This window comes from Mucilaginibacter flavidus (genome assembly GCF_024055575.1).
Taxonomy (GTDB): domain Bacteria; phylum Bacteroidota; class Bacteroidia; order Sphingobacteriales; family Sphingobacteriaceae; genus Mucilaginibacter; species Mucilaginibacter flavidus.
Map to the genome: position 1 here is coordinate 185,351 of NZ_JAMXOE010000003.1, position 23,154 is coordinate 208,504.

Sequence of the window (23,154 nt, forward strand, 5' to 3'; positions counted from 1 at the left end):
CGCGAAGGTTTTAATTTTTCTCCCTATGTTTAACCCCTCATTACCAACCCTCGCAAAACATGGGAAAACATACATTCAAATACGTACTGTTTATATTATTAATATCGTCAAACATCATATCCGCCCAGGATAAACCAGCCTACAGAGACGCCTCAAAATCAATCGATGCCCGCGTAAATGATTTGCTCTCGCGCCTGACCCTCGAAGAAAAGGTTTCATTGCTTGGTTATAACAGCAAAGCTGTACCCCGTTTGGGTATTCCCGCCTACAATTGGTGGAACGAGGCCCTGCATGGCGTAGCAAGGGCGGGGGAGGCCACCATTTTTCCGCAAGCAATAGGAATGGCAGCTACGTTTAATGATGATTTGCTGCACCAGGTATCGACCGCAATATCAACCGAAGCCCGCGCAAAATACAACCTCGCGATAGCAAAAGACAGGCACCTGCAATACATGGGCTTGACCTTCTGGACACCAAATATTAACATCTTCCGCGACCCACGCTGGGGCAGGGGACAGGAAACTTATGGGGAAGACCCGTACCTGACCGGCACGATGGGCACTGCATTTGTGCAGGGCCTGCAGGGTAACGACCCTAACCATTTAAAAGCATCGGCCACTGCCAAACACTTTGCTGTTCACAGCGGCCCCGAAGCGACCCGCGATTATTTCGACGCCCGGGTAGATGAAAAAGATTTGCGCGAAACCTACCTGTATGCCTTTCACGCACTTGTCGACGGCGGGGTTGAATCGGTAATGAGTGCTTATAATAAGGTAAACGGTACGCCAAATTCTATCAATAAATTTTTGCTGACAGATGTATTGCGGAAAGAATGGGGCTTTAAGGGGCATGTAGTTACCGACTGCGGCGCGCTGGATGACGTTTACTCCACCCATAAATCGTTGCCCGGTCCGGTTGAAACAGCCGCCGCAGCCATAAAAGCGGGGATTGATCTGGACTGCTCAACTGTTTTACAAAACGACGCTATTAAAGCTGTGCAAAAAGGCCTCCTTACCGAAAATGAAATTGATGGCGCCCTGGCAGCTTTGCTCCGCACCGAAATTAAACTCGGTTTTTATGACGATGCCGCGGCTTCGCCATATTATGGTTACGGGGCAGACAGTGTTCACAACGCAGCCCACGTTGCGCTCGCCCGCAAATCTGCACAGCAAAGCATGGTGTTATTGAAAAATGATAATAACGTTTTACCGCTTAAAAAAGCCAGTTACAGCAGCATTATGGTGCTTGGTCCTAATGCCGCCTCATTGGATGCCATGGTAGCCAACTACCACGGCACCAGCAGCAAGGTGGTAAATTTTGTAGAAGGCATTACTGCTGCGGTTGGCCCGGGGACCCGGGTTGAATACGATCAGGGTTCGGATTATAAAGATACCGTCCACTTTGGCGGCACCTGGGCCGCTGGTAACGCCGATGCCACTATTGCAGTAATCGGTCTTTCACCCGTATTGGAAGGTGAGGCAGGTGACGCGTTTTTATCCGAAACAGGCGGCGACCGCAAAAACTTAAGCCTGCCCGCCAGCGAAATAGCTTTTATGAAGGAACTTCGGAAATCGGTTAAAAATAAGCCCATCGTAGCTGTGATAACCGCCGGAAGTGATGTTGATATAGATGCTGTTGCTCCTTATGCTGATGCCATCATCCTTGCCTGGTATCCCGGAGAGCAGGGTGGCAATGCATTGGCAGATGTTGTTTTCGGAGATGTGTCGCCATCCGGCCACCTGCCTTTAACTTTCTACAAAGCCTTAAGCAACGTGCCCGATTATAAAGACTATAGCATGAAAGGCCGCACTTACCGCTATTATACCGGCCCGGTGCAATTCCCGTTTGGCTTTGGCTTAAGCTATACTTCGTTTGCTTATTCGCTTAAAAATGAAATTAAACATGGTTATAAATCAACCGATACCATTAGCGTAAATGTACAGGTAAAAAATACCGGCGCTATGGATGGCGATGACGTGGTGCAGGCTTATATCCAATATCCGCAAATTGACCGTATGCCGGTAAAAGAGCTAAAGGGTTTTAAACGGGTTACTGTAAGTAAAGGGAATGAGCAAACCATCACCCTGAAAATAGCCGTAAAAGAGCTGCAAAAATGGGATATGACATCACATGGCTGGAAAGTATATCCCGGTAGCTATAAACTGGTATTAGGCAGCAACTCGCAGGATGAAAAGCTTGTGCTGCCGTTCACAATTAACAAATAACTCCCTTTGTCATTCTGAGCGATAGCGAAGAATCTTCGACGTGCGATATTAACGTTTGATAGGTATGGAGGCGACTTGTCCGGCGTACACTTATCGTTCTTATAAGATTTTTCGCTGCGCTCAAGAGATAGTTCTTCGCTGTGCTCAGAATGACAAAAAGTTTGACTCTCAAAAATGTACAGCAAAGACGAAGCATCGCAGCTAAAACAGCAATTCTGGACGGCCTTTGGGCAGTACGTATCGCCGCACCCGTCTGCCGAAGGCTTAAAAGTAAATTGGGTAAATTATAAAACCGGCATCAAGCATGTTTACTTTAAAATGCAGGCCGATAAGCGCAGCGCGTCGATTGCCATAGAACTAACTCATTCAGATCCAGGAATACAGGAATTGTTTTTTGAACAGTTTAAGGAGTACAAAAACATTCTAAACGCCGCCCTCGGCGAAACCTGGGAGTGGCAATTGCATACCACAGACGAGTACGGCAAAACCACCAGCCGTATATTTAAACAAATAGATGGCGTAAATATCTTCAACAAAAACGACTGGCCGGAATTGATATCTTTTTTCAAGCCCCGCATAATTGCATTGGATGAGTTTTGGAATGACGTTAAGTATGGGTTTCATGCTTTGAAGTAGAATTTTTAACCACGGAGGCACGGAGGGAAAACTCAGCGAGCACAGAGATAAAAAAACAGAGTATTGACAGGCTCAGTGTCCTCCGTGCGTTCTTTGCATCTCTGCGGTTAAATCTTACCACCCAAATTGTTCCAAATCACTGTTTTTTAACCATTATTTCACCCGCTTTTAACAAGAAATTTTCAAAAAAAATCAATTTTAAGAATTTTCGTCTTTTCAAAAATTGGGTATTTGGTTATTCGATGTGAATAACCAATATGTTAATAACCCCAATAAATAAGCCTAAATCCGCTTCAATTATCTATGCATCAATCAATATAGCTATGGTATAAAATTGTTAAAAACATGTTAACAAAAAATAAAAAAAACTCTTGACAGATATCGCCCACACTACTATCTTAGAATCATCAAGAACGACGTACTTTGACAACCTTACAGGATTACAGAATTGAATCGGGCGAACCTTCGGGGGAGCTAAAGATCACGGAAGTGCCTGGATTACCGGAAAATGAAACGGCGCAAGCCACTGAAAATGAAGGGTCATAAAAAGAGGTATTAGAGAGGAGTTGCAATTTTTTACGGAGAAAAGCAGTAACCGCTAATGTACTGAAAGGATCAATGTCCGCAAGGACAACAGAATAGCAGTCGGTCAATATACACAACACTTGGTGCTTTGCAGGAGACTACGGTCGAGCGCAGAGTCAGAGAACGGAAGAAGAATCGCAAGAGGACGCTTCCGTTTTCGTTTTTATAGCATTTTTTTCCTGGCGAATTGAATTTCCATTTTTCTGGCAGGCTGAAAATGGCTAATTTAGCAGGACATGAGCAAGGAAGGCAAAAGCAAGAGCAACGGAAGGCCAAAAATATTTGTTTTAGATACCTCGGTAATCTTGTACGACCACAACGCCTTCGAAAATTTCCAGGAGCACGATGTAGCCATACCTATACAGGTGCTGGAGGAATTGGATAACATGAAAAGCGGGAATGACACCCGCAACTTCGAGGCCCGCAGCTTTATCAGGCTGATGGACGATATCTCGCAAAACCATTTAATAAACGAATGGCGTCCCATAAACGGCAAAAGCAAAGGCAATTTTAAAGTAATTATCGATACCGTAGCGGCGCAAACCGACGCTACGGAAGTATTTGGTTCGGATAAAACCGACCACCGCATACTCAATGCTGCTTTGGGCCTGCAGGACGAAAACCCTGATAAAAAGGTGGTGCTGGTATCAAAAGACATCTGCCTGCGCCTAAAAGCCAAGGCGCTGAACCTGCATGCCGAAGATTACGAAACCGGCAAAATTAAAAACCTGGATGAACTGTATACCGGAGAGACCACTTTAAATAAGGTCTCCGAAAAACTAATTAACCAGCTAAATAAAACTGAAAGCTTGCCCGGCGAAGATTTTGATATGCAACCGCATAATCATTTTTATATATTAAACGGCAAAAAAGGAGCGACACCGGGGTTTTATAATTCGCAAACTGGCCAGCTGGAGAAAATTACCGAGCAGCCTGTATTTAATATTTTTCCTAAGAACATTGAGCAGTCGTTTGCTATCCATGCCCTATTACATCCCGATATTAAGCTGGTAACCATACAGGGCAACGCAGGCACCGGCAAAACCTTGCTGGCCCTTGCAAGCGCATTGGAGCAACGCAAATATTACCGCCAGATATATGTTACCCGTCCAATAGTTCCGCTGAGCAATAAGGACATCGGCTTTTTGCCGGGCGATATCAAATCGAAAATAGATCCCTACATGGCGCCAATCTGGGATAACCTTAAATTTATTAAGGACAGTTTTGCTGACGACGAAAAAATGCAGGCCAAAATTGACGAGTTGGTAGCGAACGATAAAATAGCCATTGCCCCGCTGGCTTTTATCCGCGGCCGTACCCTAAGCAAGATATTTTTTATTGTTGACGAGGCCCAAAACCTTACCCCGCACGAAGTGAAAACCATTATATCCCGCGCAGGAGAAAACAGCAAATTCGTTTTTACCGGCGATATTTACCAGATCGATACTCCGTATTTGGATGCAGAAAGTAACGGGCTTTCTTATTTAATTGATAAGGCGAAGGGGCACCCGCTGTATGCGCATATTACGCTGCAGAAAGGGGAGCGGAGTGAGTTGGCTAATTTGGCGACGGAATTATTGTAAATCACTATGAAAAATTTTATCCTATTTGTTCTTCTAAGTTGTTTTATCCCTCAAATTGTAAATGCCCAGGCGGCAATAGATGCTGACACCGAGCCTAAATTAAAAGGACGCGTAAAAAAGGTTATTGAATATTCTTATCATAGTGTCAGGGAAGATATAAATCTTGATTCGTTAAAATACCCCGAAAAAACGGTTGAAAACTTTAATGAAAATGGGGATAAAACGGATGAGTCTAATTTTGATAGAAAAGGGGGCTTGATTGGCAAAATGGTTTTTGACAATACAGACCCCAAAAAAATAATACAGACCATGTACGATAACAGGGGAGATTTAATGGCGAAATATATTTCTATCTATGATAAAAACGGCAACGTAATAGAGGAAGGTACTTATTTAGGTTGGACGCAGCTATTAGAAAACGCAGTATATAACTTCAAATTTATTTATAAATACGATAACAGAAACAATAGAATAGAAGCAGATTCGTATCGACCTGGAGATGCGTCTAAGGATAGACCTGGCTATGTCAACACCTATGTTTACAATGAACAGAATCAAATGACTAACGAATATGAAATAAAATATTTGCCGAAGGTTATTAGAAAAGGAAGTCGAATTGTGACATGTAGCCTGGATGGCAATGAACGAAAATTTCAAATTTATGACTCAAATAATAAATTGATCTCCGGGCATACTTTTTCGTATAGCAATATTGATACACAAGGGAACTGGCTATTAATGATAGATGATTTCAGAGAAAAAAGCAAAATAAATGGAAATGTTGTAATTAAAGACATTGTCAAAAGAGAAATTACTTACTATGAATGAACTAATTCACAATACTCTCCGTCACCCTCGCTATATCGGTACTAATCTTATTAATAAACCCTAATTGGTCTTTTAGCAATAAATCATCTGCTGAAACTGCTTTCGGCTCATTTTCAGGATTAGCAATAAAAGTTTTTGATGAACCAACCTCCGTCACCAGTCCCCCAAGTTTTTTGTTCGAATCATTCAGCACCGCAATGCTGCGTTTAAGCAATTTTAGGTTCTCTGCTGCTGATTTATGGATAGCTTTAGTTGTTACAGCAGATGCGATGGTGGCAATGTAAGAAGACAGAATATGGTTAAGTACCACAAACTTGTGCACGTCTTTAACCTTCCGTTGCTTGCTCTTCGGCTCAGAAGTCATCCGCTCAAAGGCGGCCGAAAGGTTGGCCGATTTTACGTACACGTCCTTTCGGGTTAATTTGTACTCGGTGGGGGTAACGTCCTTACCTAAAATGCTTTCGGCAATTTTTGCCAGGTACCTGGTGTTGGCATGCAACACATCGGCGAGGTTCTCTTGTATTAATTCAAACTCCCAGCTCGGGAAAATAAGATAGCTCGCAATAAACGCAATAGTAGAACCAATAACGGTGTCGATAATTCGCTCTTCCACCACCTGACCCACACCTAAAAACTTAAAAAGTATCAGCACATAAGGCGTCATCAATATCACACTCACCACGTAATTCAACCGTAAAAAACTATAGGTGCCAATCATTAAAACTACCAGTAATATAAACTCAACAGTTTTATTGGGGATAAAAAGTAAAATAGCAATACCTATAACCCCGCCTGCGATGGTGCCGATAAGGCGCTGGTAATTGCGTTGTTTGGACAGGCTGAAGCCGGGCTTTAAAATAACGATGATAGTGAGCAGCACCCAATAACTGTGATGGCCAAGCGCAATAAATTTTGCCGTAGTAAAGCCGATTAAACATACCAGGGACACCCGCAAGGCATGCTTAAACGTCGCCGAGCTAAGCGACAGGTTATCGAAAAATATATGTGGCGCGTAATCCTGGTGTGTTACAAATTTGGAGTATTCGTAATTATCATTTTTTTCCTGCAGTGCCTCGTACGATTTGGAGTTGTAATAGCCGAAAATGCTTTTAATCCGCTCGTTTAAGTCGCGCAGGTTTATCAGTATTTTTTTTAGTGCGATGTTGCTTACCGCCTGGTCGCCGGCACCAATTTCATCGATCCGTAGTTTTAGCTTTTCAAGCCCTGTATTAAAATCGGGTTTGTGTTTGCTGCGGGTGTTTGACAGCACCATGTAAGCAATTTTATCAAGTTCGTCGCCCATTTCCTGCAAAAGGTCAGCTATTTGCTTTAACACCCCGGTAGGCCCAAATTTTTCGCGGATACGATTATAGTCGTAGCTGGTAGCCATGATCTGCTCATACATGTCCACCAAATCCACAAAAGTTAAAACCAAAACCCGGCTCGGGTTGGTCGACTCCTTTGCCATTATCCGGCTTTTAAATAGTATTTCGCGCACGGCATCCTGGTGCTGGCTAACCTTTATTTGCTGCGACACCAGCTTGCGGTAGTTTTCGTCGATGTCAGTATCCGAAAGGTAGAAATCGGCCTTAATGCGAATAAATCGTGCTATGTCTGCAATGTTTTCGCCCAGGGTTTGTTGAGCAGCCCGGTAGGGCCTTATGCCAAAGAATATCAGGCTGAATATTAAATACCAAACGCCGCCTGCCAAAACAATAAGACTTATGTTTAGAACTTCGTTGGGTTTAGCATCTTTATCCATCATAAATATCATAATCAGTAAGGCGCAGGTGCCTACTGACGCCGCGCGGTTGCCGTATACGATAAACATGGAGAACAGGAAGGAAAAGACGGTAATTTCCAGTCCCAGCGTAAAAACATTTAGCCGGGCAAAACCGGTGATAACCGCCACAACAAACAGGCATAAATTGCCGATGGCCATTGAATTGCGTTTGTGATAAAGCGGCCCCGGGCTGTCGATGGTGCAAATGCAAAGCGCGCCCAAACTCATGGTAATCCCTGTGTCGAAATGGTTAAATTGCATCAGTAACAGAGATGGAAACAGGATGCCTATCGACATTCGGATACCGTCAGAAAAATACTGGCTGTAAAAAAAGCTTTTTATTTCCCTGAAGTCTGTTTTCATAAATGTTTTTTTGGGGCTTAAACAGGCCTGCAAATTTACAAAAATTAAATTATAACGACTTATTTTAATAAAAATGGCATTAATAACACATAACCATTATTAATTACTCATTATTTCCTATTTTTAGCCTTGAATTTGAAATTCAGCCCCTGCTATGAAATGCCCGGTTGCTGAATCATTTACCAGTACCAATTGTTGCAAACCTGTACTACTAAACTTTTTATTCGACTGCTTTATGCCATCTACGTTAAAACTCAGCCAAAGAGAAACAGCTTTTAACAACGAAGTTGTAACCCGTTTTGAGTTATATAACAGCTTATTTCAAACCCTGCCCTTTTACCAGGTAAAAGATACGGGTATTTTGCTGCCTTTTTTTAGCTCCCATTGCGAAAAAGAAGCAAATAAGCAGTTGTCTCCATCAGAAATTATTGAGTCGTTCTTTAAAAAATACGTTCCGGATATTGATCATCGCGAGCAGATAAATCGCATGTTCAGGTTTATTCAATATATTGAACGCCAGGTGGTTTTGTTTGATGCCATTGAAGATTCGTCATTCAGCAAAATAGGTCGTGAAGACGAAACCGGTACCATGCAAAGCTTGTTGCAACAGGCATCGGTTAGCGAGCAGCAGCGCACCAACATCGCGAAAAAATTAGACGACTTCACGTTACGATTGGTGCTTACTGCGCATCCAACCCAGTTTTATCCCGGGTCGGTTTTGGGCATCATGACGGATTTGATTGAAGCCCTCAAAACAAACGACATCAACACTATTGACGTTTTGTTACAACAACTGGGCAAAACGCCGTTCTTTAATAAAAAATCTCCGACCCCATTTGATGAAGCTGTGAGCCTGGCCTGGTTTTTGGAAAATATTTTTTACCACGCTGTTTCGGGCATACAAACCAAATTAGAGGACGAGTTTGAGCTGGATACCCACCGCGTTAACCAGTTGCTTGAAATGGGCTTTTGGCCTGGTGGCGACCGCGACGGCAACCCAAATGTAACTGCAGATAGCACAAAATCTGTAGCTGCGTTTTTAAGGCAACGGGTTTTCCGGGCGTACTACCGCGATTTCAGGGTGCTGAAGCGCAGGATAACTTTCCGCGGCGTCGAGAAATTTATGGTGACGCTTGAAAAACTGGTTTACGACAATGCCTACAGTAAGCAGGACCCCAAAAACGTTGCCCCCGAAATACTAGATACGCTATATGCTATAAGGCAAACCCTTATTGCCGATCACGATAGCCTTTTTGTTAAAGTTGTTGACGACTTGATTAAAAAGGTACGCTTATTTGGCTGTTATTTTGCCACACTTGATATAAGGCAGGACAGCCGCGTACTTAGAAAAGTATTCAACTACGTTACCGAACATCGTAAAGCGGAAACCGGCATAATTGATGGCTACGAAAAGTTGGATGAAGCAGAAAAACTTGAACAATTAACATTTAATAAAGTTGATTTCCATTGCCCGGCTGACGCTGATTTTCTAATTGCCGATACGCTGAATACCATCAGGCTGATGAAGCAAATTCAGCATACTAATGGCGAGAAGGCCTGCCAGCGTTTTATCATCAGCAATTGTCAGCAAGCATCGGATATTTTGCAGCTGATTGATTTGTTTTTGTGGAGCGGCTGGGATAAAGATGGCCTTACTGTCGACTTTATGCCGCTTTTTGAAACCGTAAACGATCTTACCCATGCAGCAGGCGTTATGGAGAGTTTGTACACGCATCCATTTTATAAGGAACACTTGAAAAAAAGGGGTAACCTGCAAACCATTATGCTTGGCTTTTCAGACAGCACCAAGGATGGCGGTTACCTGATGGCCAACTGGTCTATTTACAAAGCCAAAGTTGAACTTACCTCAATGGCCCGTAAGTATGGCATCGATTTGGCCTTTTTTGATGGCCGTGGCGGACCGCCGGCACGGGGAGGGGGTAAAACACACCGGTTTTATGCCTCAATGGGCACCGAAATTGAAAATCAGCATATACAGCTTACGATACAGGGCCAAACCGTAAGTTCGCAATATGGCTCGGTTGAGACTGCGCGTTTCAATATGGAACAGTTGATAAACGCAGGCATTATATCAGCCCTGCACCCCAATCGTAACGATTTGCTGGATACCCGCCATAAAGAGTTGATAGCAAAAATGGCCGATGAAAGTTATAAAATGTTCCTCGATCTGCGCCAGCATCCATTGTTTGTGGAATATCTGGAGAAGTTTAGTCCGCTGAAATTGTTGTCGCACATCAATATCAGCAGCCGGCCAACCAAGCGTAATACAGATGCCCAGCTAAAGCTGGAAGATTTGCGCGCCATCAGCTTTGTAACTTCATGGAGCCAGCTAAAACAAAGCATTCCGGGTTTTTATGGTGTAGGTACGGCGCTAAATAAAATGAAAGACAGCGGGCATTGGGAAGAGATTAAAGACCTATACAGCCGTTCGGGGTTTTTTAAGACAATGGTTGATAACTGTACCATGTCAATGTCCAAGTCCGATTTCAGGGTGACAGCTTATTTGGAGAAGGACAAAAAATTCGGCGCATTCTGGAAAATGCTGAAGGACGAATTTGAACTGACTAAAGCAATGCTGCTCGAACTAACCGGTAGCACAGTTTTGATGCAGGAATACCCCGTGGAGCGCAAATCGATCGCCATACGCGAAAAAATAGTATTGCCGCTGGTAATTATGCAGCATTATGCCCTACAATGTTTAAATGATTGCCAGGACGAGGAGTTAACCAAAATTTACAACAAACTGGTAATTCGTACAGTTTACGGTATAGTAAATGCCGGGCGAAACTTAGCCTAGCGGCAGTCCAAAGAGCCGGGAAAGTCAGTAAAGTCCGAAAGATGGTTTTGTGTTGAGCAAACTGGCTTTCGGACTTTTTACTTCCAGGCCTGCTTGCTTTTTGTCATTACTGAATTTCGGACTTTCCGGACTTTTCCCGACTTAAATGATATTCCTCACAATCATCCTTATGCTCAAACCTCTTGTGAGTTTAATTGTTATATTCGTAAGCATATAAGCTAACCACCATTAATGAAGAACTTAATTTACCTGGCTGCGGGAATGATATTCCTGTTTTTTGCACAGGGTTGCCAGGATAAAAAAGGGAAGAACTACAACCAAATAAACGACGACCAGGATGGTATCGCATTTATAAAAAATGGTATCGAGGGTGGGCTTATGGAAATAAAAGCATCGGGTATGGTTATCACCAAATCAAATAATCATCGGGTTATCAGCCTGGCAAAAATGATAATAGACGACCATACACAATTTGGCGACGACCTGGAAAAGCTCAAAGCAGATAAAAAGATAACTGAAGCCGACAGTATCAGCCCCGCACATCAGGTACAGTTAAACGACCTCGAGAAGAAAAAAGGGGCCGAATTTGACAAAGCCTACCTGCAAATGATTGTGGTTGACCACGAGGGTGCTGTAAAACTATTTACCAGTGCTACGGCAAACACTGATAGCAAAATAAAAAAAGTTGCATCGCAAAATCTGCCCACTATTAAAATGCATTTAGATTCGGCAAATGCTATTTGTGTAGGCTTGAAATAAATTTGTCACTTCGCTGCTGATAAAATCAAGGATTTCTTTTGCAAGGCTGTATATTTGGGCGCATACAACTATTTAATGAAGAAAAACTTTTTTATAGCCTTTGAAGGTATAGATGGCAGCGGCAAAAGCACCCAGGTAAAATTATTGAAAGAGAAACTGGAAGCAGCCGGCCAGAAAGTTTACGTTACCTGTGAGCCAACCGATAGCCCTCCCGGCAAAATGATCAGGGATATGTTCAATCACAGGATCGACAGCGACCACCGGACCATAGCGGCGCTGTTCGTGGCCGACCGGTTAAACCATATCCTGAACAAAAAAGATGGGATACTGAAAATGTTATCGGAAGGATATACGGTTATCACCGACAGGTATTACTTTTCATCATATGCCTACCAAAGCCCGCATATCGACCAGGATTGGGTGATAAAGGCCAACTCCCTCAGTGCGGGTTTGCTGCGCCCCGATCTAAACATTTACATAGATATTTCGCCTGAAATAAGCATAGAACGACTTAACAAGGGCCGTACATCCATCGAACTTTACGAGACGCTGGATAATTTGCGTGCGGTACGCGACAAATACATTAAAATAATTGATTTGTTGAAGGACGAGGAAAAGGTCTTTATCGCAAACGGCAATCAAAGCCCGGAAAATACATCAAAAGAAATTTGGGACAACGTGGCAAGCATGCTGCAGGAAAATTCTGAGAAATAAAAGCTGTGATATTTACGCTATTAATTGCCTTTACGCGCGGGAAGCGGAGATTTACTCTTAACAGGCACAGGTGCTAAAACAGGTTTTTTATTGTTTGGCAGGAAACCATTTCTAACTAAGAAGTCTATCAGTATATTCCCTTTCATGATGTTCAATTTTAATGATTATATCTATCAAACGCATTCTGTTCTTCAAAATTATAAATTATTAGCACAATTCCAAATTTATTTGGTTTCTAATTAAGCAAAACCACCTTTTATTATGATTTATACAATTAAATGCCCTATAAATTAAAATAATTTAAGCTGTTGTTGCTTAGGCGGTTGCGCTTTACCAAAAACAGTGCGACCGCCGTACTTCCATGAGTTGTGCTTTTCTTGTTCAATAACTTTATCAAAATTTGCATTCGGTGTAAAATTCTCTTCAGCACGCTGAGCAACTTGCGTTAAACGCCTTATGGCCTCATTTTTTTCATTTAAGCCTAGTTTTGACTTATGGATAGCTGTTTTCAGCACACTTATAGTTTCGTCGTAAACTTTGGTAGGAACCGGAAAGGGGTGTCCATCCTTACCGCCATGGGCAAACGAAAATCGGGCCGGGTCTTTAAACCGAGATGGGGTGCCATGTATAACCTCGCTAACCAATGCCAGCGATTGCAATGTGCGCGGCCCAAGCCCCTGCAATTGCAGCAGCCCTTCAAAATCTTTTGGCTGTTTCTCGTGCGCCAGCCATAGTACCGCGCCAAGCCTTTTTAAGTCGACATCCTTCGCCCTGACATCATGGTGAGCGGGCATGGTCAGCTTGCCAATTTCTTTCAGCATAGTATCCGGGTTTTCGCCGGCAATTTGCATAATGCCTTTGCGCGAGCTGTCGGCATGTTTATCAGCCATGTTTAAAATGCTGCCTGTGTTTTGCCCGTAAATAAAAGTGTGCGGGTTGTTAACAAACGACGTTAGTTGTTCTGAATGCCAGTGATATCGGCGGGCGGTTTTGCTCTCGGCGCTCATGCCTTGCTGTACCACGGCCCATTTGCCGCTGCTGCTTAAAATAAAATTGTGGGTGTATAGCTGGAAGCCGTCTTGTATGGCAGTATTATCCACCTTGGCGCTTAGCTTGCTGCATTTTACCAGGTGGTTGCCGTCGAGCCCGGTGGTTTCGCTAACTTTCATCAACTCCTCGGGTGTACGGCGGGAATGGTTGCCTTTACCGCCACAGATATAAATGCCCAGTTCTTTGCTGTGCGGGTTAACGGAACGCTTCAGCGCGCCCATTACGGAAGTGGTGATACCCGACGAATGCCAGTCCATCCCCATTACTGTACCCAGGCTCTGGAACCAGAATGGGTCGCTCAGGCGACGCAAAACCTCGTCGCGACCATAGTCAAGCACAATGTTCTCAACCACCGCCAGTCCCAGCTTTGCCATCCGCTCGGCAAGCCAAACAGGTACGTAGCCATAATGCAAAGGCAAGTCCGCAATCCCGGAACGCTTCATGCTAACAAAATTAGTAAATTATTCGGAAAATTAAAAGAGGTGCCCGATTTCTTCTCGTTTAACTTAATGGCTAAATAAGTCCTTCAAACCCTACAACCGCACTCCAAACTTTTTAAATTGTTTTAATAACTTGTAACTACTAAACTTTTGCGTTAAATATGTAAGTCAATCCAAACCGGCTATTAAACCAAACTCATGAAACGCAGTTATTACATTGTAGGGCTCATAATGCTAACGTTTTTTGTTATATCGTTTATAACAAACATCATAGGCCCATTGTCCCCGGCATTTATTACCAATTTTAAATTGAGCGATTTAATGGCGGGGGTATTGCCGTTTGCATTTTTTATTGCTTACGGCGTAATGTCAATCCCATCAAGTATGCTGGTGCAGAAGTATAACGAGAAAACCATTATGGTGGCTGCTTTTGTGGTTGCGTTTTTGGGTTCGTTATTGCTGGCTGCACAACCTAACTATCTAACAGCGCTGCTGTCGTTATTTTTAATAGGCTGCGGTATGGCGATGCTGCAGGTAGTCATAAACCCGCTGTTGCGCACGGCCGGCGGCGAAGAAAATTACGCTTTTACATCGGTGCTGGCCCAGCTAATCTTCGGCGGGGCTTCTTTCCTGAGCCCGTTGGTTTATTCGTACATGGTTTTAAACCTCGCTAAAAAGAGCCATCCGGGCGTTTTTTCTATTCTGGCGCCACTAGTTCCTGCCGATATGCCATGGTTATCGCTTTACTGGCTTTTTGTGGTCATGTCGTTGTTGATGGTTGTGCTGATGCTGGTTTCAAGATTCCCGAAAGTTGAATTGGCTGCCGATGAAAAGGCGGGTGCATGGGAAACGCATGTAATGCTGTTTAAACGCCCTGTTGTTAAAGCGTATTTCATCGCGCTATTCTGCTATGTAGGTACTGAGCAAGGTGTATCTTATTGGATGTCGGAGTTTTTGAAACGCTATCACCAAATCGACCCCGAAACTACCGGCGCAAGTGCCGTGGCGTACTTTTGGGGATTAATGACGGTTGGTGGAATATTTGGTTTGATTTTGTTAAAAATAATGGATAGCCGCAGGCTATTAATAGCTTTTACCATTCCGGCAATTATTGCCCTGTCATTTGGGTTATTTGGGAGCACGCAGGTCTCGTTAATCGCATTCCCTGTTGTCGGGTTTTTTATGTCGGTGATGTATCCTATTATTTTTTCGCTGGCTCTAAGTTCGGTTGATGAACATCATGGCTCATTCGCCGGTATCCTGGTAACGGGCATAATCGGCGGAGCTGTTGTTCAGTTGCTTATCGGTGGATTGGCCGATTTTATTGGTCTACGTGGTGGTATGATGTTCCTGTATATTACAATGGGTTACATGTTATCGATCGGTTTTTGGGCAAAGCCGTTGGTTACCAATAATACATCATCAAAACTCGCCGCAATAATTGGCTTTACAGGTTTGCTTATTGCTGAATTTGTTCTTTTTAAGTTTGCTAAGATAACATCTGTCGATAGGGTGGCGTTTAATGCAAACACGATTCTTCTAGTCGGAGCACTTGGGTTTTTTGTTCCTTACTTTATTACAACTCTATTTGCTAAGAAACGACAGGCCGCTAATAAATAAACATGGACAATATAAAAATTATAGGCATCGATTTAGGCGCCACGAATATTCGCGGTGCTGTTGTTACAGGTGATGCCATGGGCGATATCATTTCACGCCGCATCAATACCAAAGGAACAGAAGAACAAGTGCTGGAGGATGTTTATTTTGTAGTTGATAAGCTGATAGGCAAAGACGTAAAAGCAATCGGCATAGGCGTTCCCAGCGTGGTTGATGTGGAACTTGGCATTGTTTACGATGTGGTACACATACCATCGTGGAAGGAAGTGCATCTAAAACAGATACTGGAGGATAAATATAAAGTACCTGTATTTGTAAATAACGATGCCAACTGTTTTATACTTGGTGAGTATTATTTCGGCAAGGCAAAAGGCATAAAAAATATGGTTGGCCTTACCATTGGCACCGGGCTTGGTGCAGGCATCATCATCAACAACCAACTTTACGCCGGCCCCAACTGCGGCGCAGGCGAATTTGGCTGTGTTGATTACCTTGATAACAACTACGAATTTTACTGCAGTGGGTCGTTCTTCAACAACGTATATGGCCTGGATGGCCAGCAGGTGTTTAAAGATGCTCAAAACGGCGATGCACGTGCCCTGGAACTTTATGCCGAAATGGGCACCCACCTCGGCAACGCCATCAAACTGGTAATGTACACTTACGACCCGGCATTGATTATATTAGGTGGCTCGGTTCATTTGGCGTATGATTATTTTGAGAAAACCATGTGGGAGCGTATCCGTACGCTGGTTTACCCCAAAAGCGTTGAGCGATTAACAATTGAAGGATCTGAATTGGAAAACAGCGGGATATTAGGCGCGGCAGGTTTATACTTCGATTCCCTATAAAACGAAAAAACTTGCGAAGGAAAAAACTTCGCAAGTCTAAATATGCTTTCGTCTTTCGGTCTTTACTGACTTTCCGGACTTCGGACTACCTCGTGTAGTTCGGCGCTTCCTTAGTTATTGTAATATCATGCGGATGGCTTTCTCTCATGCCGGCCGCGGTTATGCGAACAAACTTGGCTTTCTGCAAATCCTCAATTACAGCTGCACCGCAATAGTGCATACCTGCACGCAGACCGCCAATATATTGATACACAACTTCAGCAAGGTTGCCTTTGTATGGTACACGTCCAACTATGCCTTCAGGAACCAGCTTGGTAACCACATCGGTTTCATCCTGAAAGTAACGGTCCTTCGAACCTTTGTCCATCGCCTCTACTGAACCCATGCCACGGTACGATTTAAACTTACGGCCTTCGTATATAATAGTCTCACCCGGTGATTCTTCAACCCCCGCAAACAGCGAGCCAGCCATTATTGAGCTGGCGCCCGCAGCTATTGCTTTTACAATATCGCCGGTCTGTTTAATGCCGCCATCGGCAATAACAGGTATGCCACGGCCCTTAAGTGCTTTTGCGCATTCGTAAACGGCAAACAATTGCGGAACACCAACTCCAGCTACAATACGGGTAGTGCATATAGAGCCTGGACCTATGCCGACTTTAACGGCGTCAGCACCCGCATCGGCAAGCGCTATAGCCGCTTCGCCGGTGGCTATGTTGCCAGCTATTACCTGCAGATCAGGGAATAGCGCTTTAACGCTCTTCACCATGTCAATAACCCCTTTTGAGTGGCCGTGGGCGGTATCAACTGTAATTACGTCAACACCGGCAGCAACCAGGGCCTTTACGCGGTCGATATTATCCGCAGCTACTCCAACCGCTGCGCCAACGCGTAAACGCCCAAACTCGTCCTTACAAGCACTTGGGAAGTTCTTGAATTTCTGTATATCCTTAAATGTAATTAACCCCCGTAAAATGCCATCGGCATCGACAACCGGTAATTTTTCAATTTTGTGGTTTTGTAAAATCTCTTCTGCCTGTATCAGGTTTGTACCTTGCGGGGCTACAACCAGGTTCTCTTTGGTCATTACTTCGCTAACCGGGCGATCCATTTCTTTTTGGAAACGCAGGTCGCGATTGGTGATGATGCCTTTTAGCTTGTTCGCGCCATCAACAATAGGGATACCGCCAATGCGGTATTCGCGCATAATTTTTACCGCATCAGCTACGGTAGCCGCTTCATGCAAAGTTACCGGGTCTTGTATCATGCCGCTTTCCGAGCGTTTTACTTTACGCACCTCATCAGCCTGTGCAGCCACGGTCATGTTTTTATGCAGGATGCCTATGCCGCCGGCCTGCGCAATGGCAATAGCCAATGCCGATTCGGTAACCGTATCCATAGCTGCCGAAATAACAGGGATATTAAGCCTTATTTTTTTGGTGAGCCAGGTGCTGGTGTCAACATCGCGCGGTAAAACTTCTGAGTAGGCGGGGAGGAGTAAAACGTCGTCGTAAGTTAATCCTTCAGCGACAAATTTTTCGGGGTCTAATTGCATAGCAAATAATGTGTTTGGAGTTATTATTTGCCGGGCAAAGCTAATAAATTATTTCGGATTTCGGAAGTAGGATTGCGGAATTGTTAGATGATAGCCAAGTGATGACTTAAAAATGGCCTTATAATGATATTTCGGAAAGTTGCCTTTCAAACGGCAGTTAGTCCCGTTTATCAAAATAGAACGCAAACGAGTTGCTTAGCTCTTTATCGTTTTGTAAACAACCATAAATCCAGCTAAAAACCAACTTTTTCGACTGAGATTTAACAGAGTTCGATAAAAGCTTTTGTTTCGTACTTCCGCCATACTCAAATTCCGAACCTTTTACCGAACACACGATGATGAGACTTTTGAGAATTCTTTTCCTTGTGGCTTTAAAGTACTTAATGTTATTTTCCTTAGCATATTTCTTACAAGCCGAAATAATCCCTTCAATAATCCCGTCTACAAGCGAGCCGTGACACACGGTGTCTATATAATTTGCAAAACTTGTAACAGATGGCGCCCATTTGTAGCCGGCGATGGCAATCTGATATTCATTTTCGTCCACCTTCCCCTCGTATTTTATTTGAAACCGAGGTTCGCCAATAAGTGATTTTATTATTTTATTAAAAACAAAATAAAAGCCTTCAGGAATGCTATAGTAGCTTTGATTTAGATATTTGGTACGTTCGTCCCTAATAATGACCTCCGTCTGTCGGTTTATAATCGGAATAAGTATCAACTCCTGATTTAAATAAAGGTAATCTATGTTCGTATACCGGAATATCGTTTCGTCGATTTCGCAGGTTATAGTTACGCGCTTTTGAGGGGTATTGTCATCCTTGTAGTTATTAAACTGCCATTGACCTTTAGTGAAAAGCGCTTGAATTTTGTCGTTTGATATTTCAAGTCTTTTAGATACGGGCGTTACGGTTCTGGCGTAAGTTAGTCTATCCGGGCTAGGTGTCGCGCTGTCAAATATTTGAAGAAACGGTTCAAGATTGGCTTTGCCATCAATCTCTATTGAAAAACTGTTGTTAGTATTTATTGAAACTGTGAATAGTGAATTTTCGGATTTGCATAGCAATATGCACTCCAGTATCAACTCCTTAATAAGACGAACCGCACCTTTACCGCCTAACTCACCAAAATACATTCCGGGTCTTTTTTTGACGCTTTCTTCAAAAAATATCGGAGTTATTGAATCGTTCGCGTAGGGAGAATTTATAGAATCTGTATCAGGCATAGAGGCTGCTTTTAACCATTTTTAATAGTTAAATATAAGCAATTTAACCCGAAAATTAATACTAAATGGAGCGCTTTTAGAAGAAATAATTCAAAAAATAATTACTTATTTCCAAAATTCTCCCGGCTCTTATTTTTACATCCGCACACTTGCACATCTGTAAATTCGCACATCATTGAATCAATATTTCCCGACGATCACCTTATAAAATCCGTCAAAATCCAAATACACGTTTGCCAGCTCTTTCAACCGTTCAGCACTGATGGTTTTTACGGTTTCCACGTATCTGTCGTAATAATCATAGTCCAACCCGGCGAAGTACAGGTTTTTGAATTTATCGGCATGCGAAAAGACATTTTCCAAACTGCCCAGTAATGAGCCAAGCATGTAATTGCGGACCAGCGAAAGCTCTTCTTCAGGTATCAAATCGCTTTTTAGCAGGTTTATTTCCTTTTCAATTTCTGCGATTGCAGCTTTGCAAACATCAGCGCCAACTTCGGTGGCTATAAACATAGCCCCAGCATGCTTCAGCGAGCTCATGCCCGACCCAATTCCGTAGGTGTAACCTTTGTCCTCGCGGATATTAGCCATCAGCCTGGAGCCGAAGTAGCCGCCCAGCACGGTGTTCAGCACCTGCAGTGCCGGGAAATCCGGATGGGTACGGTTAATTACCGGCAAACCCATGCGTATGGCCGATTGCAAAGCATCTGGCTTTTCGGTAAAGTAAAAATGTTCGGTTGATGGTTTTATTTCGGGCTGGGTCGCATCCGGTTTAATATCCGGGTTTGTCCAGCTTTTATCGAAAGTATCGGTTATCAGTTCCAATATTTGCGGCTCAATTTTGCCCGATATAATAATGGTGCAGTTTGATGGCTGGTACATTTGCTTAAAATGGGCCAGCATGTCATCGCGTTTTAACGTTTTAAAGGTGTCAGCGTCAGCCCCTAAGCCGTAGGCTGTATCGCCATACAAGGCTTTATTGAAGGCACGGCGCGCAACAAAATCATTTTTCTGCAGGCTTACCTGTAGCTTTTGCTGCTGATTGCGGATATAGGTAGCCAGTTCTTTTTCGGGGAAAATAGAATCAGTCAGAATATCTTTTATTACCGGAAGCGTATGCTGCAAATGCTTGTTCAAGCTGTACAGCGTTACCAGCGAATTATCGTATCCGTAATCCACCTGTAAAAATGCGCCGTAAAAGTCAACCTTGTCTGATATTTGCGCCTGGGTCATGTTGTTGGTACCCTCGGTGAGCATGGTGTTCACCGCTACGTTCAGCAAAGGCTTTTCAGGGTTGTAGCGCTGGTTGGCAAAAATCCATTCAATACGCACCAATTCCTGATCGCCGCTGTTAAAGCAAAATACGTTGCAGCCGTTATCGAGCGCCTGGTGCGCAGGCCTCAGCAAATTTATATTATCTATCGCCCTGAATTCCGGGGCTTGTTTTCTGTCTATGGTCATTGGTCAGTAGTCATTGGTCAACGGGGTGACCTGTTATAAAACTTTGTCTGTATCCGAAAAATCCTCAAATCCGCTTAACTGCGAAGCTATCTTGAACACCAATTTAAAACAAATTAAATTGTGAAAAATCCCGGTTCAGACTTTCTCAGCCAAATAAATCAGCGTCGATGAATTATCTTTCCTGAATAAATTATTTGCCAGTTCTTTTATTTGCGCAGCGGTTACCTGTAAATATTTACCGGTTTCGTGGTTCAGCAAATCGGCATCGCCCAGCAATTCGAACGAAGCCAGGTTCATGGCCTTATCGAGCAACGACATTTCCGAGAATATCATCGTCGACTCCGTTTTGTTTTGAACCTTAGTTAACTCGTCAGCCGGGATGTTGATGGTTTTTATCTTCTCCAATTCATCCCAGATTGCAGCCTCTGCCATTTCAATGCTGATGTTTTCAAGGGGTTTACCTTCAAATACAAACATGCCTTTATCAAGGCTGCCTGTCATATAGGCATGTACTTCGCTGAAAATCTGTTTTTCTTTTACCAGGCTGCGGTAAAGGCGCGATGAATTGCCACGCGATAAAATATCGGACAGCAACTCTGCCACGTAATAGGTTTTGTCCAACCTGTCGCCCATTTGAAAGGCAATATAAACATCGTTCAAAGGCACCTTTGCGGTAACGGTTGCACGGCGCTCGTCGTGCTGTTCAGGCTCCTGCGGTAAATTGCGAACGTATTTTTCGCCCGGAGGTATTGGCCCAAACCATTTTTCAGCAAGCTGTTTTACCTGTTCCAAATTAATATCACCGCCTACAACCATAATGGCATTTTGGGGTGTATAATGCTTTTTAAAAAAGGCTTTTACATCCTCAATTTTTGCATCCTCAATATGTTTGAGCTCTTTACCTATGGTAGCCCATTGGTACGGGTGCTTTTTATAAACCATGGGGCGCAGCTTCAGCCAAACATCGCCGTAAGGCTGGTTGAGGTAGCGCTGTTTAAATTCTTCAATTACCACATTGCGTTGTACTTCCAGGCTTTTTTCGCTAAAGGCAAGGCTAAGCATTCGGTCGCTTTCCAGCCAAAAGGCAGTCTCGATATTTGAAGATGGCAGGGTAATATAATAATTGGTGATATCGTTGCTGGTGAAAGCGTTGTTTTCGCCGCCTACACGTTGCAGGGGTTCATCATAACTGGGTATATTTACCGAGCCGCCAAACATCAGGTGCTCAAATAAATGTGCAAATCCTGTTTGCTCGGGATTTTCGTCGCGGGCGCCAACATCATAAAGAATGTTCAGCACCGCCATAGGGGTAGTATGGTCTTCATGCACTAAAACGCGCAAACCATTATCTAAAGTAAATCGGTTGAATTTAACCATTTGTAAATTTTCAATTAACGGATAGCAAATGTAGAGTTTTTGTTGATTGTGAATATAATTTGAAAATTTGTTTTAATTTGAAGATTTGAAAATGGCTTTAAGATAACATATCGTCAAATTTTCAAATCACCGAATTTTCAAATTACCCCATGACACAAGGCGAACTCGTTAAAATAATATCAAATACGCTGGGTAAACCAAAGGTACTGGAGCTCGGGCGTATTTTAACTGAGCAAAAATTTTCGTTACACGACCTGATTGACATTACCTTTTACCCTGACAGTACGATAGCCTTCAGGGCGAGCTGGATATTAGAGAATATGCTACTTGCCGACCCGATAAAATATGAGCCTGAGCTGGAATATTTCTTTTCGCGTTTCAAAGAGGTTAAATATCATGGTCCGCAAAGGCATTATATTAAGATATTGATGCATCTGACTGATCCTAAAATGCATCCGGTAATTAAAAGACAGCTGGAAACAATTGACCTTGAGCCCGCAGTTGAGCGATGTTTCGATTCAATGATTGATCCCAAAGCGAAAATTGCGGTAAAAGTGTTCTCCTCCGAAGCCCTGTTTAACCTGCGTCACCGGTACGATTGGGTTGCTGAAGAACTTGCCAATCAAATCCAGTTCCTGATGCGCAATGGCTCGCCGGGAATCCAATCCCGGGGTAAGAAATTGTTGGCAATGTTATTTGTTAATTAAGCGCTGCCACATAATTCAATCAAAACAGGTAAAGTCGTAAAGTTAAAAGTCCTGATAATGAGTGTGTTTCATAGCGTTCCGGGTGTTCCACTATAAAAAATGGAACGCTTTGCCGACTACACTGGACTTTAAACTTTAGACTCAGGGCTATTTAGCAATCGTCCCCGCTTCGGCATCAGCCTCGGGTTTATCGGCCCGGTTTAAATTATCGCTTACCTGGTCGTGGTTTAATTTGGCGGCAATGGCCGATGAAGCGTTATCGGCATAGGTGCCAAACGCGTTAATCAACACGCCCTTTAAATCGTACTTTTTTGAGGTGACTGCATAAACAATGGACATATCCGACGGGTTGCTGGCACCCTCAAAGCGGTAAAACTCGTCAATCTCTATATCGTCCGCCGTCATCTGGATGTTTTTATCTTTATCGTCAACCGTATCGCCCTCAAGGCTAAGGTTTTCGGTATATCCTCTTTTCATCAAATCGTTAGTGGCTTCCACTAAATTATTATATGTTTTCATGGTCATGCTTTGGTTAAGTAAAAAGATGCCCCTAAAAAAGGCGCTGATGATATAA

The 23,154-nt window shown here is 43.3% G+C and carries 18 protein-coding genes; 10 read left to right on the top strand and 8 right to left on the bottom strand.

Annotation, left to right across the window (positions count from 1 at the left end; genetic code table 11):
* Positions 1–59: 59 nt before the first annotated feature.
* The 4 genes from NAF19_RS08745 (at position 60) to NAF19_RS08760 (ending at position 5,857) form a co-directional block, all read left to right on the top strand.
* Complete coding sequence (locus NAF19_RS08745) at positions 60–2,225, top strand: glycoside hydrolase family 3 protein (RefSeq protein WP_252789588.1); 2,166 nt, start codon at positions 60–62, stop codon at positions 2,223–2,225.
* A 174-nt stretch (positions 2,226–2,399) separates the two neighbouring features.
* A complete protein-coding gene (locus NAF19_RS08750; protein ID WP_252789590.1) occupies positions 2,400–2,861 on the top strand; it encodes a DUF4268 domain-containing protein in 462 nt (153 codons plus the stop codon).
* An 821-nt stretch (positions 2,862–3,682) separates the two neighbouring features.
* Positions 3,683–5,029, top strand: a complete 1,347-nt coding sequence (locus NAF19_RS08755; RefSeq protein ID WP_252789592.1) for a PhoH family protein — start codon at positions 3,683–3,685, stop codon at positions 5,027–5,029.
* A 6-nt stretch (positions 5,030–5,035) separates the two neighbouring features.
* Positions 5,036–5,857 carry a hypothetical protein gene (locus NAF19_RS08760; protein ID WP_252789593.1) on the top strand — a complete coding sequence of 274 codons (822 nt, stop codon included), beginning with the start codon at positions 5,036–5,038 and terminating at the stop codon, positions 5,855–5,857.
* Position 5,858: 1 nt separating this feature from the next.
* Here the strand turns inward: NAF19_RS08760 and NAF19_RS08765 are convergent, their stop codons facing one another.
* Complete coding sequence (locus tag NAF19_RS08765) at positions 5,859–8,003, bottom strand: FUSC family membrane protein (RefSeq protein ID WP_252789595.1); 2,145 nt, start codon at positions 8,001–8,003, stop codon at positions 5,859–5,861.
* A gap of 235 nt (positions 8,004–8,238) precedes the next feature.
* Here NAF19_RS08765 and NAF19_RS08770 point away from each other — a divergent pair, with 235 nt between their 5' ends.
* The 3 genes from NAF19_RS08770 (at position 8,239) to tmk (ending at position 12,294) form a co-directional block, all read left to right on the top strand.
* Positions 8,239–10,821, top strand: coding sequence for a phosphoenolpyruvate carboxylase (locus tag NAF19_RS08770; protein WP_252789597.1), 2,583 nt, complete (start codon positions 8,239–8,241; stop codon positions 10,819–10,821).
* Between the two features lie 231 nt (positions 10,822–11,052).
* The gene (locus NAF19_RS08775; protein WP_252789598.1) at positions 11,053–11,580 is read left to right on the top strand and encodes a DUF4142 domain-containing protein; all 528 of its coding nucleotides are present in this window, start codon (positions 11,053–11,055) and stop codon (positions 11,578–11,580) included.
* A gap of 75 nt (positions 11,581–11,655) precedes the next feature.
* On the top strand, positions 11,656–12,294 hold the full coding sequence (tmk, locus tag NAF19_RS08780) for a dTMP kinase (RefSeq protein ID WP_252789601.1): 639 nt from the start codon (positions 11,656–11,658) through the stop codon (positions 12,292–12,294).
* A gap of 20 nt (positions 12,295–12,314) precedes the next feature.
* Here tmk and NAF19_RS30560 read toward each other — a convergent pair whose 3' ends face one another.
* Positions 12,315–12,440 carry a hypothetical protein gene (locus NAF19_RS30560; RefSeq protein WP_256484252.1) on the bottom strand — a complete coding sequence of 42 codons (126 nt, stop codon included), beginning with the start codon at positions 12,438–12,440 and terminating at the stop codon, positions 12,315–12,317.
* A gap of 144 nt (positions 12,441–12,584) precedes the next feature.
* A complete protein-coding gene (locus NAF19_RS08785; RefSeq protein WP_252789602.1) occupies positions 12,585–13,787 on the bottom strand; it encodes a DUF763 domain-containing protein in 1,203 nt (400 codons plus the stop codon).
* Positions 13,788–13,982: 195 nt separating this feature from the next.
* On the opposite strand from NAF19_RS08785, the gene NAF19_RS08790 reads away from it, so the two are divergent.
* Entirely contained in the window at positions 13,983–15,404 is a 1,422-nt protein-coding gene (locus tag NAF19_RS08790; protein WP_252789604.1) for an MFS transporter, read from the top strand.
* Positions 15,405–15,406: 2 nt separating this feature from the next.
* Positions 15,407–16,255 carry an ROK family protein gene (locus NAF19_RS08795; protein ID WP_252789607.1) on the top strand — a complete coding sequence of 283 codons (849 nt, stop codon included), beginning with the start codon at positions 15,407–15,409 and terminating at the stop codon, positions 16,253–16,255.
* 85 nt (positions 16,256–16,340) lie between these two features.
* Here the strand turns inward: NAF19_RS08795 and guaB are convergent, their stop codons facing one another.
* The 4 genes from guaB to NAF19_RS08815 all read right to left on the bottom strand — a co-directional run bounded on the left by guaB (position 16,341) and on the right by NAF19_RS08815 (position 21,873).
* The gene (gene guaB, locus NAF19_RS08800; protein WP_252789609.1) at positions 16,341–17,810 is read right to left on the bottom strand and encodes an IMP dehydrogenase; all 1,470 of its coding nucleotides are present in this window, start codon (positions 17,808–17,810) and stop codon (positions 16,341–16,343) included.
* A 157-nt stretch (positions 17,811–17,967) separates the two neighbouring features.
* On the bottom strand, positions 17,968–19,035 hold the full coding sequence (locus NAF19_RS08805) for a DNA topoisomerase subunit B (protein ID WP_252789611.1): 1,068 nt from the start codon (positions 19,033–19,035) through the stop codon (positions 17,968–17,970).
* A gap of 180 nt (positions 19,036–19,215) precedes the next feature.
* Positions 19,216–20,496 (bottom strand): M16 family metallopeptidase, encoded by a 1,281-nt coding sequence (locus NAF19_RS08810; protein WP_252789612.1) that lies wholly within the window; start codon positions 20,494–20,496, stop codon positions 19,216–19,218.
* A gap of 135 nt (positions 20,497–20,631) precedes the next feature.
* On the bottom strand, positions 20,632–21,873 hold the full coding sequence (locus NAF19_RS08815) for a M16 family metallopeptidase (protein ID WP_252789614.1): 1,242 nt from the start codon (positions 21,871–21,873) through the stop codon (positions 20,632–20,634).
* Positions 21,874–22,022: 149 nt separating this feature from the next.
* On the opposite strand from NAF19_RS08815, the gene NAF19_RS08820 reads away from it, so the two are divergent.
* Positions 22,023–22,580, top strand: coding sequence for a HEAT-like fold family protein (locus NAF19_RS08820; RefSeq protein WP_252789616.1), 558 nt, complete (start codon positions 22,023–22,025; stop codon positions 22,578–22,580).
* A 147-nt stretch (positions 22,581–22,727) separates the two neighbouring features.
* On the opposite strand, the gene NAF19_RS08825 is transcribed toward NAF19_RS08820, so the two are convergent.
* On the bottom strand, positions 22,728–23,099 hold the full coding sequence (locus NAF19_RS08825; RefSeq protein WP_252789618.1) for a phosphoribosylpyrophosphate synthetase: 372 nt from the start codon (positions 23,097–23,099) through the stop codon (positions 22,728–22,730).
* Between the last annotated feature and the right edge of the window lie 55 nt (positions 23,100–23,154).

Coding starts and splice junctions, on each gene's coding strand:
- NAF19_RS08795 (WP_252789607.1), top strand. CDS start 15,407: ATGGACAATATAAAAATTATAGGCATCGATTTAGGCGCCACGAATATT.
- NAF19_RS08815 (WP_252789614.1), bottom strand. CDS start 21,873: ATGGTTAAATTCAACCGATTTACTTTAGATAATGGTTTGCGCGTTTTA.
- NAF19_RS08825 (WP_252789618.1), bottom strand. CDS start 23,099: ATGAAAACATATAATAATTTAGTGGAAGCCACTAACGATTTGATGAAA.
- NAF19_RS08750 (WP_252789590.1), top strand. CDS start 2,400: ATGTACAGCAAAGACGAAGCATCGCAGCTAAAACAGCAATTCTGGACG.
- NAF19_RS08770 (WP_252789597.1), top strand. CDS start 8,239: ATGCCATCTACGTTAAAACTCAGCCAAAGAGAAACAGCTTTTAACAAC.
- NAF19_RS08810 (WP_252789612.1), bottom strand. CDS start 20,496: ATGACCATAGACAGAAAACAAGCCCCGGAATTCAGGGCGATAGATAAT.
- NAF19_RS08805 (WP_252789611.1), bottom strand. CDS start 19,035: ATGCCTGATACAGATTCTATAAATTCTCCCTACGCGAACGATTCAATA.
- tmk (WP_252789601.1), top strand. CDS start 11,656: ATGAAGAAAAACTTTTTTATAGCCTTTGAAGGTATAGATGGCAGCGGC.
- NAF19_RS08790 (WP_252789604.1), top strand. CDS start 13,983: ATGAAACGCAGTTATTACATTGTAGGGCTCATAATGCTAACGTTTTTT.
- NAF19_RS08760 (WP_252789593.1), top strand. CDS start 5,036: ATGAAAAATTTTATCCTATTTGTTCTTCTAAGTTGTTTTATCCCTCAA.
- NAF19_RS08745 (WP_252789588.1), top strand. CDS start 60: ATGGGAAAACATACATTCAAATACGTACTGTTTATATTATTAATATCG.
- NAF19_RS08775 (WP_252789598.1), top strand. CDS start 11,053: ATGAAGAACTTAATTTACCTGGCTGCGGGAATGATATTCCTGTTTTTT.
- NAF19_RS30560 (WP_256484252.1), bottom strand. CDS start 12,440: ATGAAAGGGAATATACTGATAGACTTCTTAGTTAGAAATGGTTTCCTG.
- NAF19_RS08755 (WP_252789592.1), top strand. CDS start 3,683: ATGAGCAAGGAAGGCAAAAGCAAGAGCAACGGAAGGCCAAAAATATTT.
- NAF19_RS08785 (WP_252789602.1), bottom strand. CDS start 13,787: ATGAAGCGTTCCGGGATTGCGGACTTGCCTTTGCATTATGGCTACGTA.
- NAF19_RS08765 (WP_252789595.1), bottom strand. CDS start 8,003: ATGAAAACAGACTTCAGGGAAATAAAAAGCTTTTTTTACAGCCAGTAT.
- NAF19_RS08820 (WP_252789616.1), top strand. CDS start 22,023: ATGACACAAGGCGAACTCGTTAAAATAATATCAAATACGCTGGGTAAA.
- guaB (WP_252789609.1), bottom strand. CDS start 17,810: ATGCAATTAGACCCCGAAAAATTTGTCGCTGAAGGATTAACTTACGAC.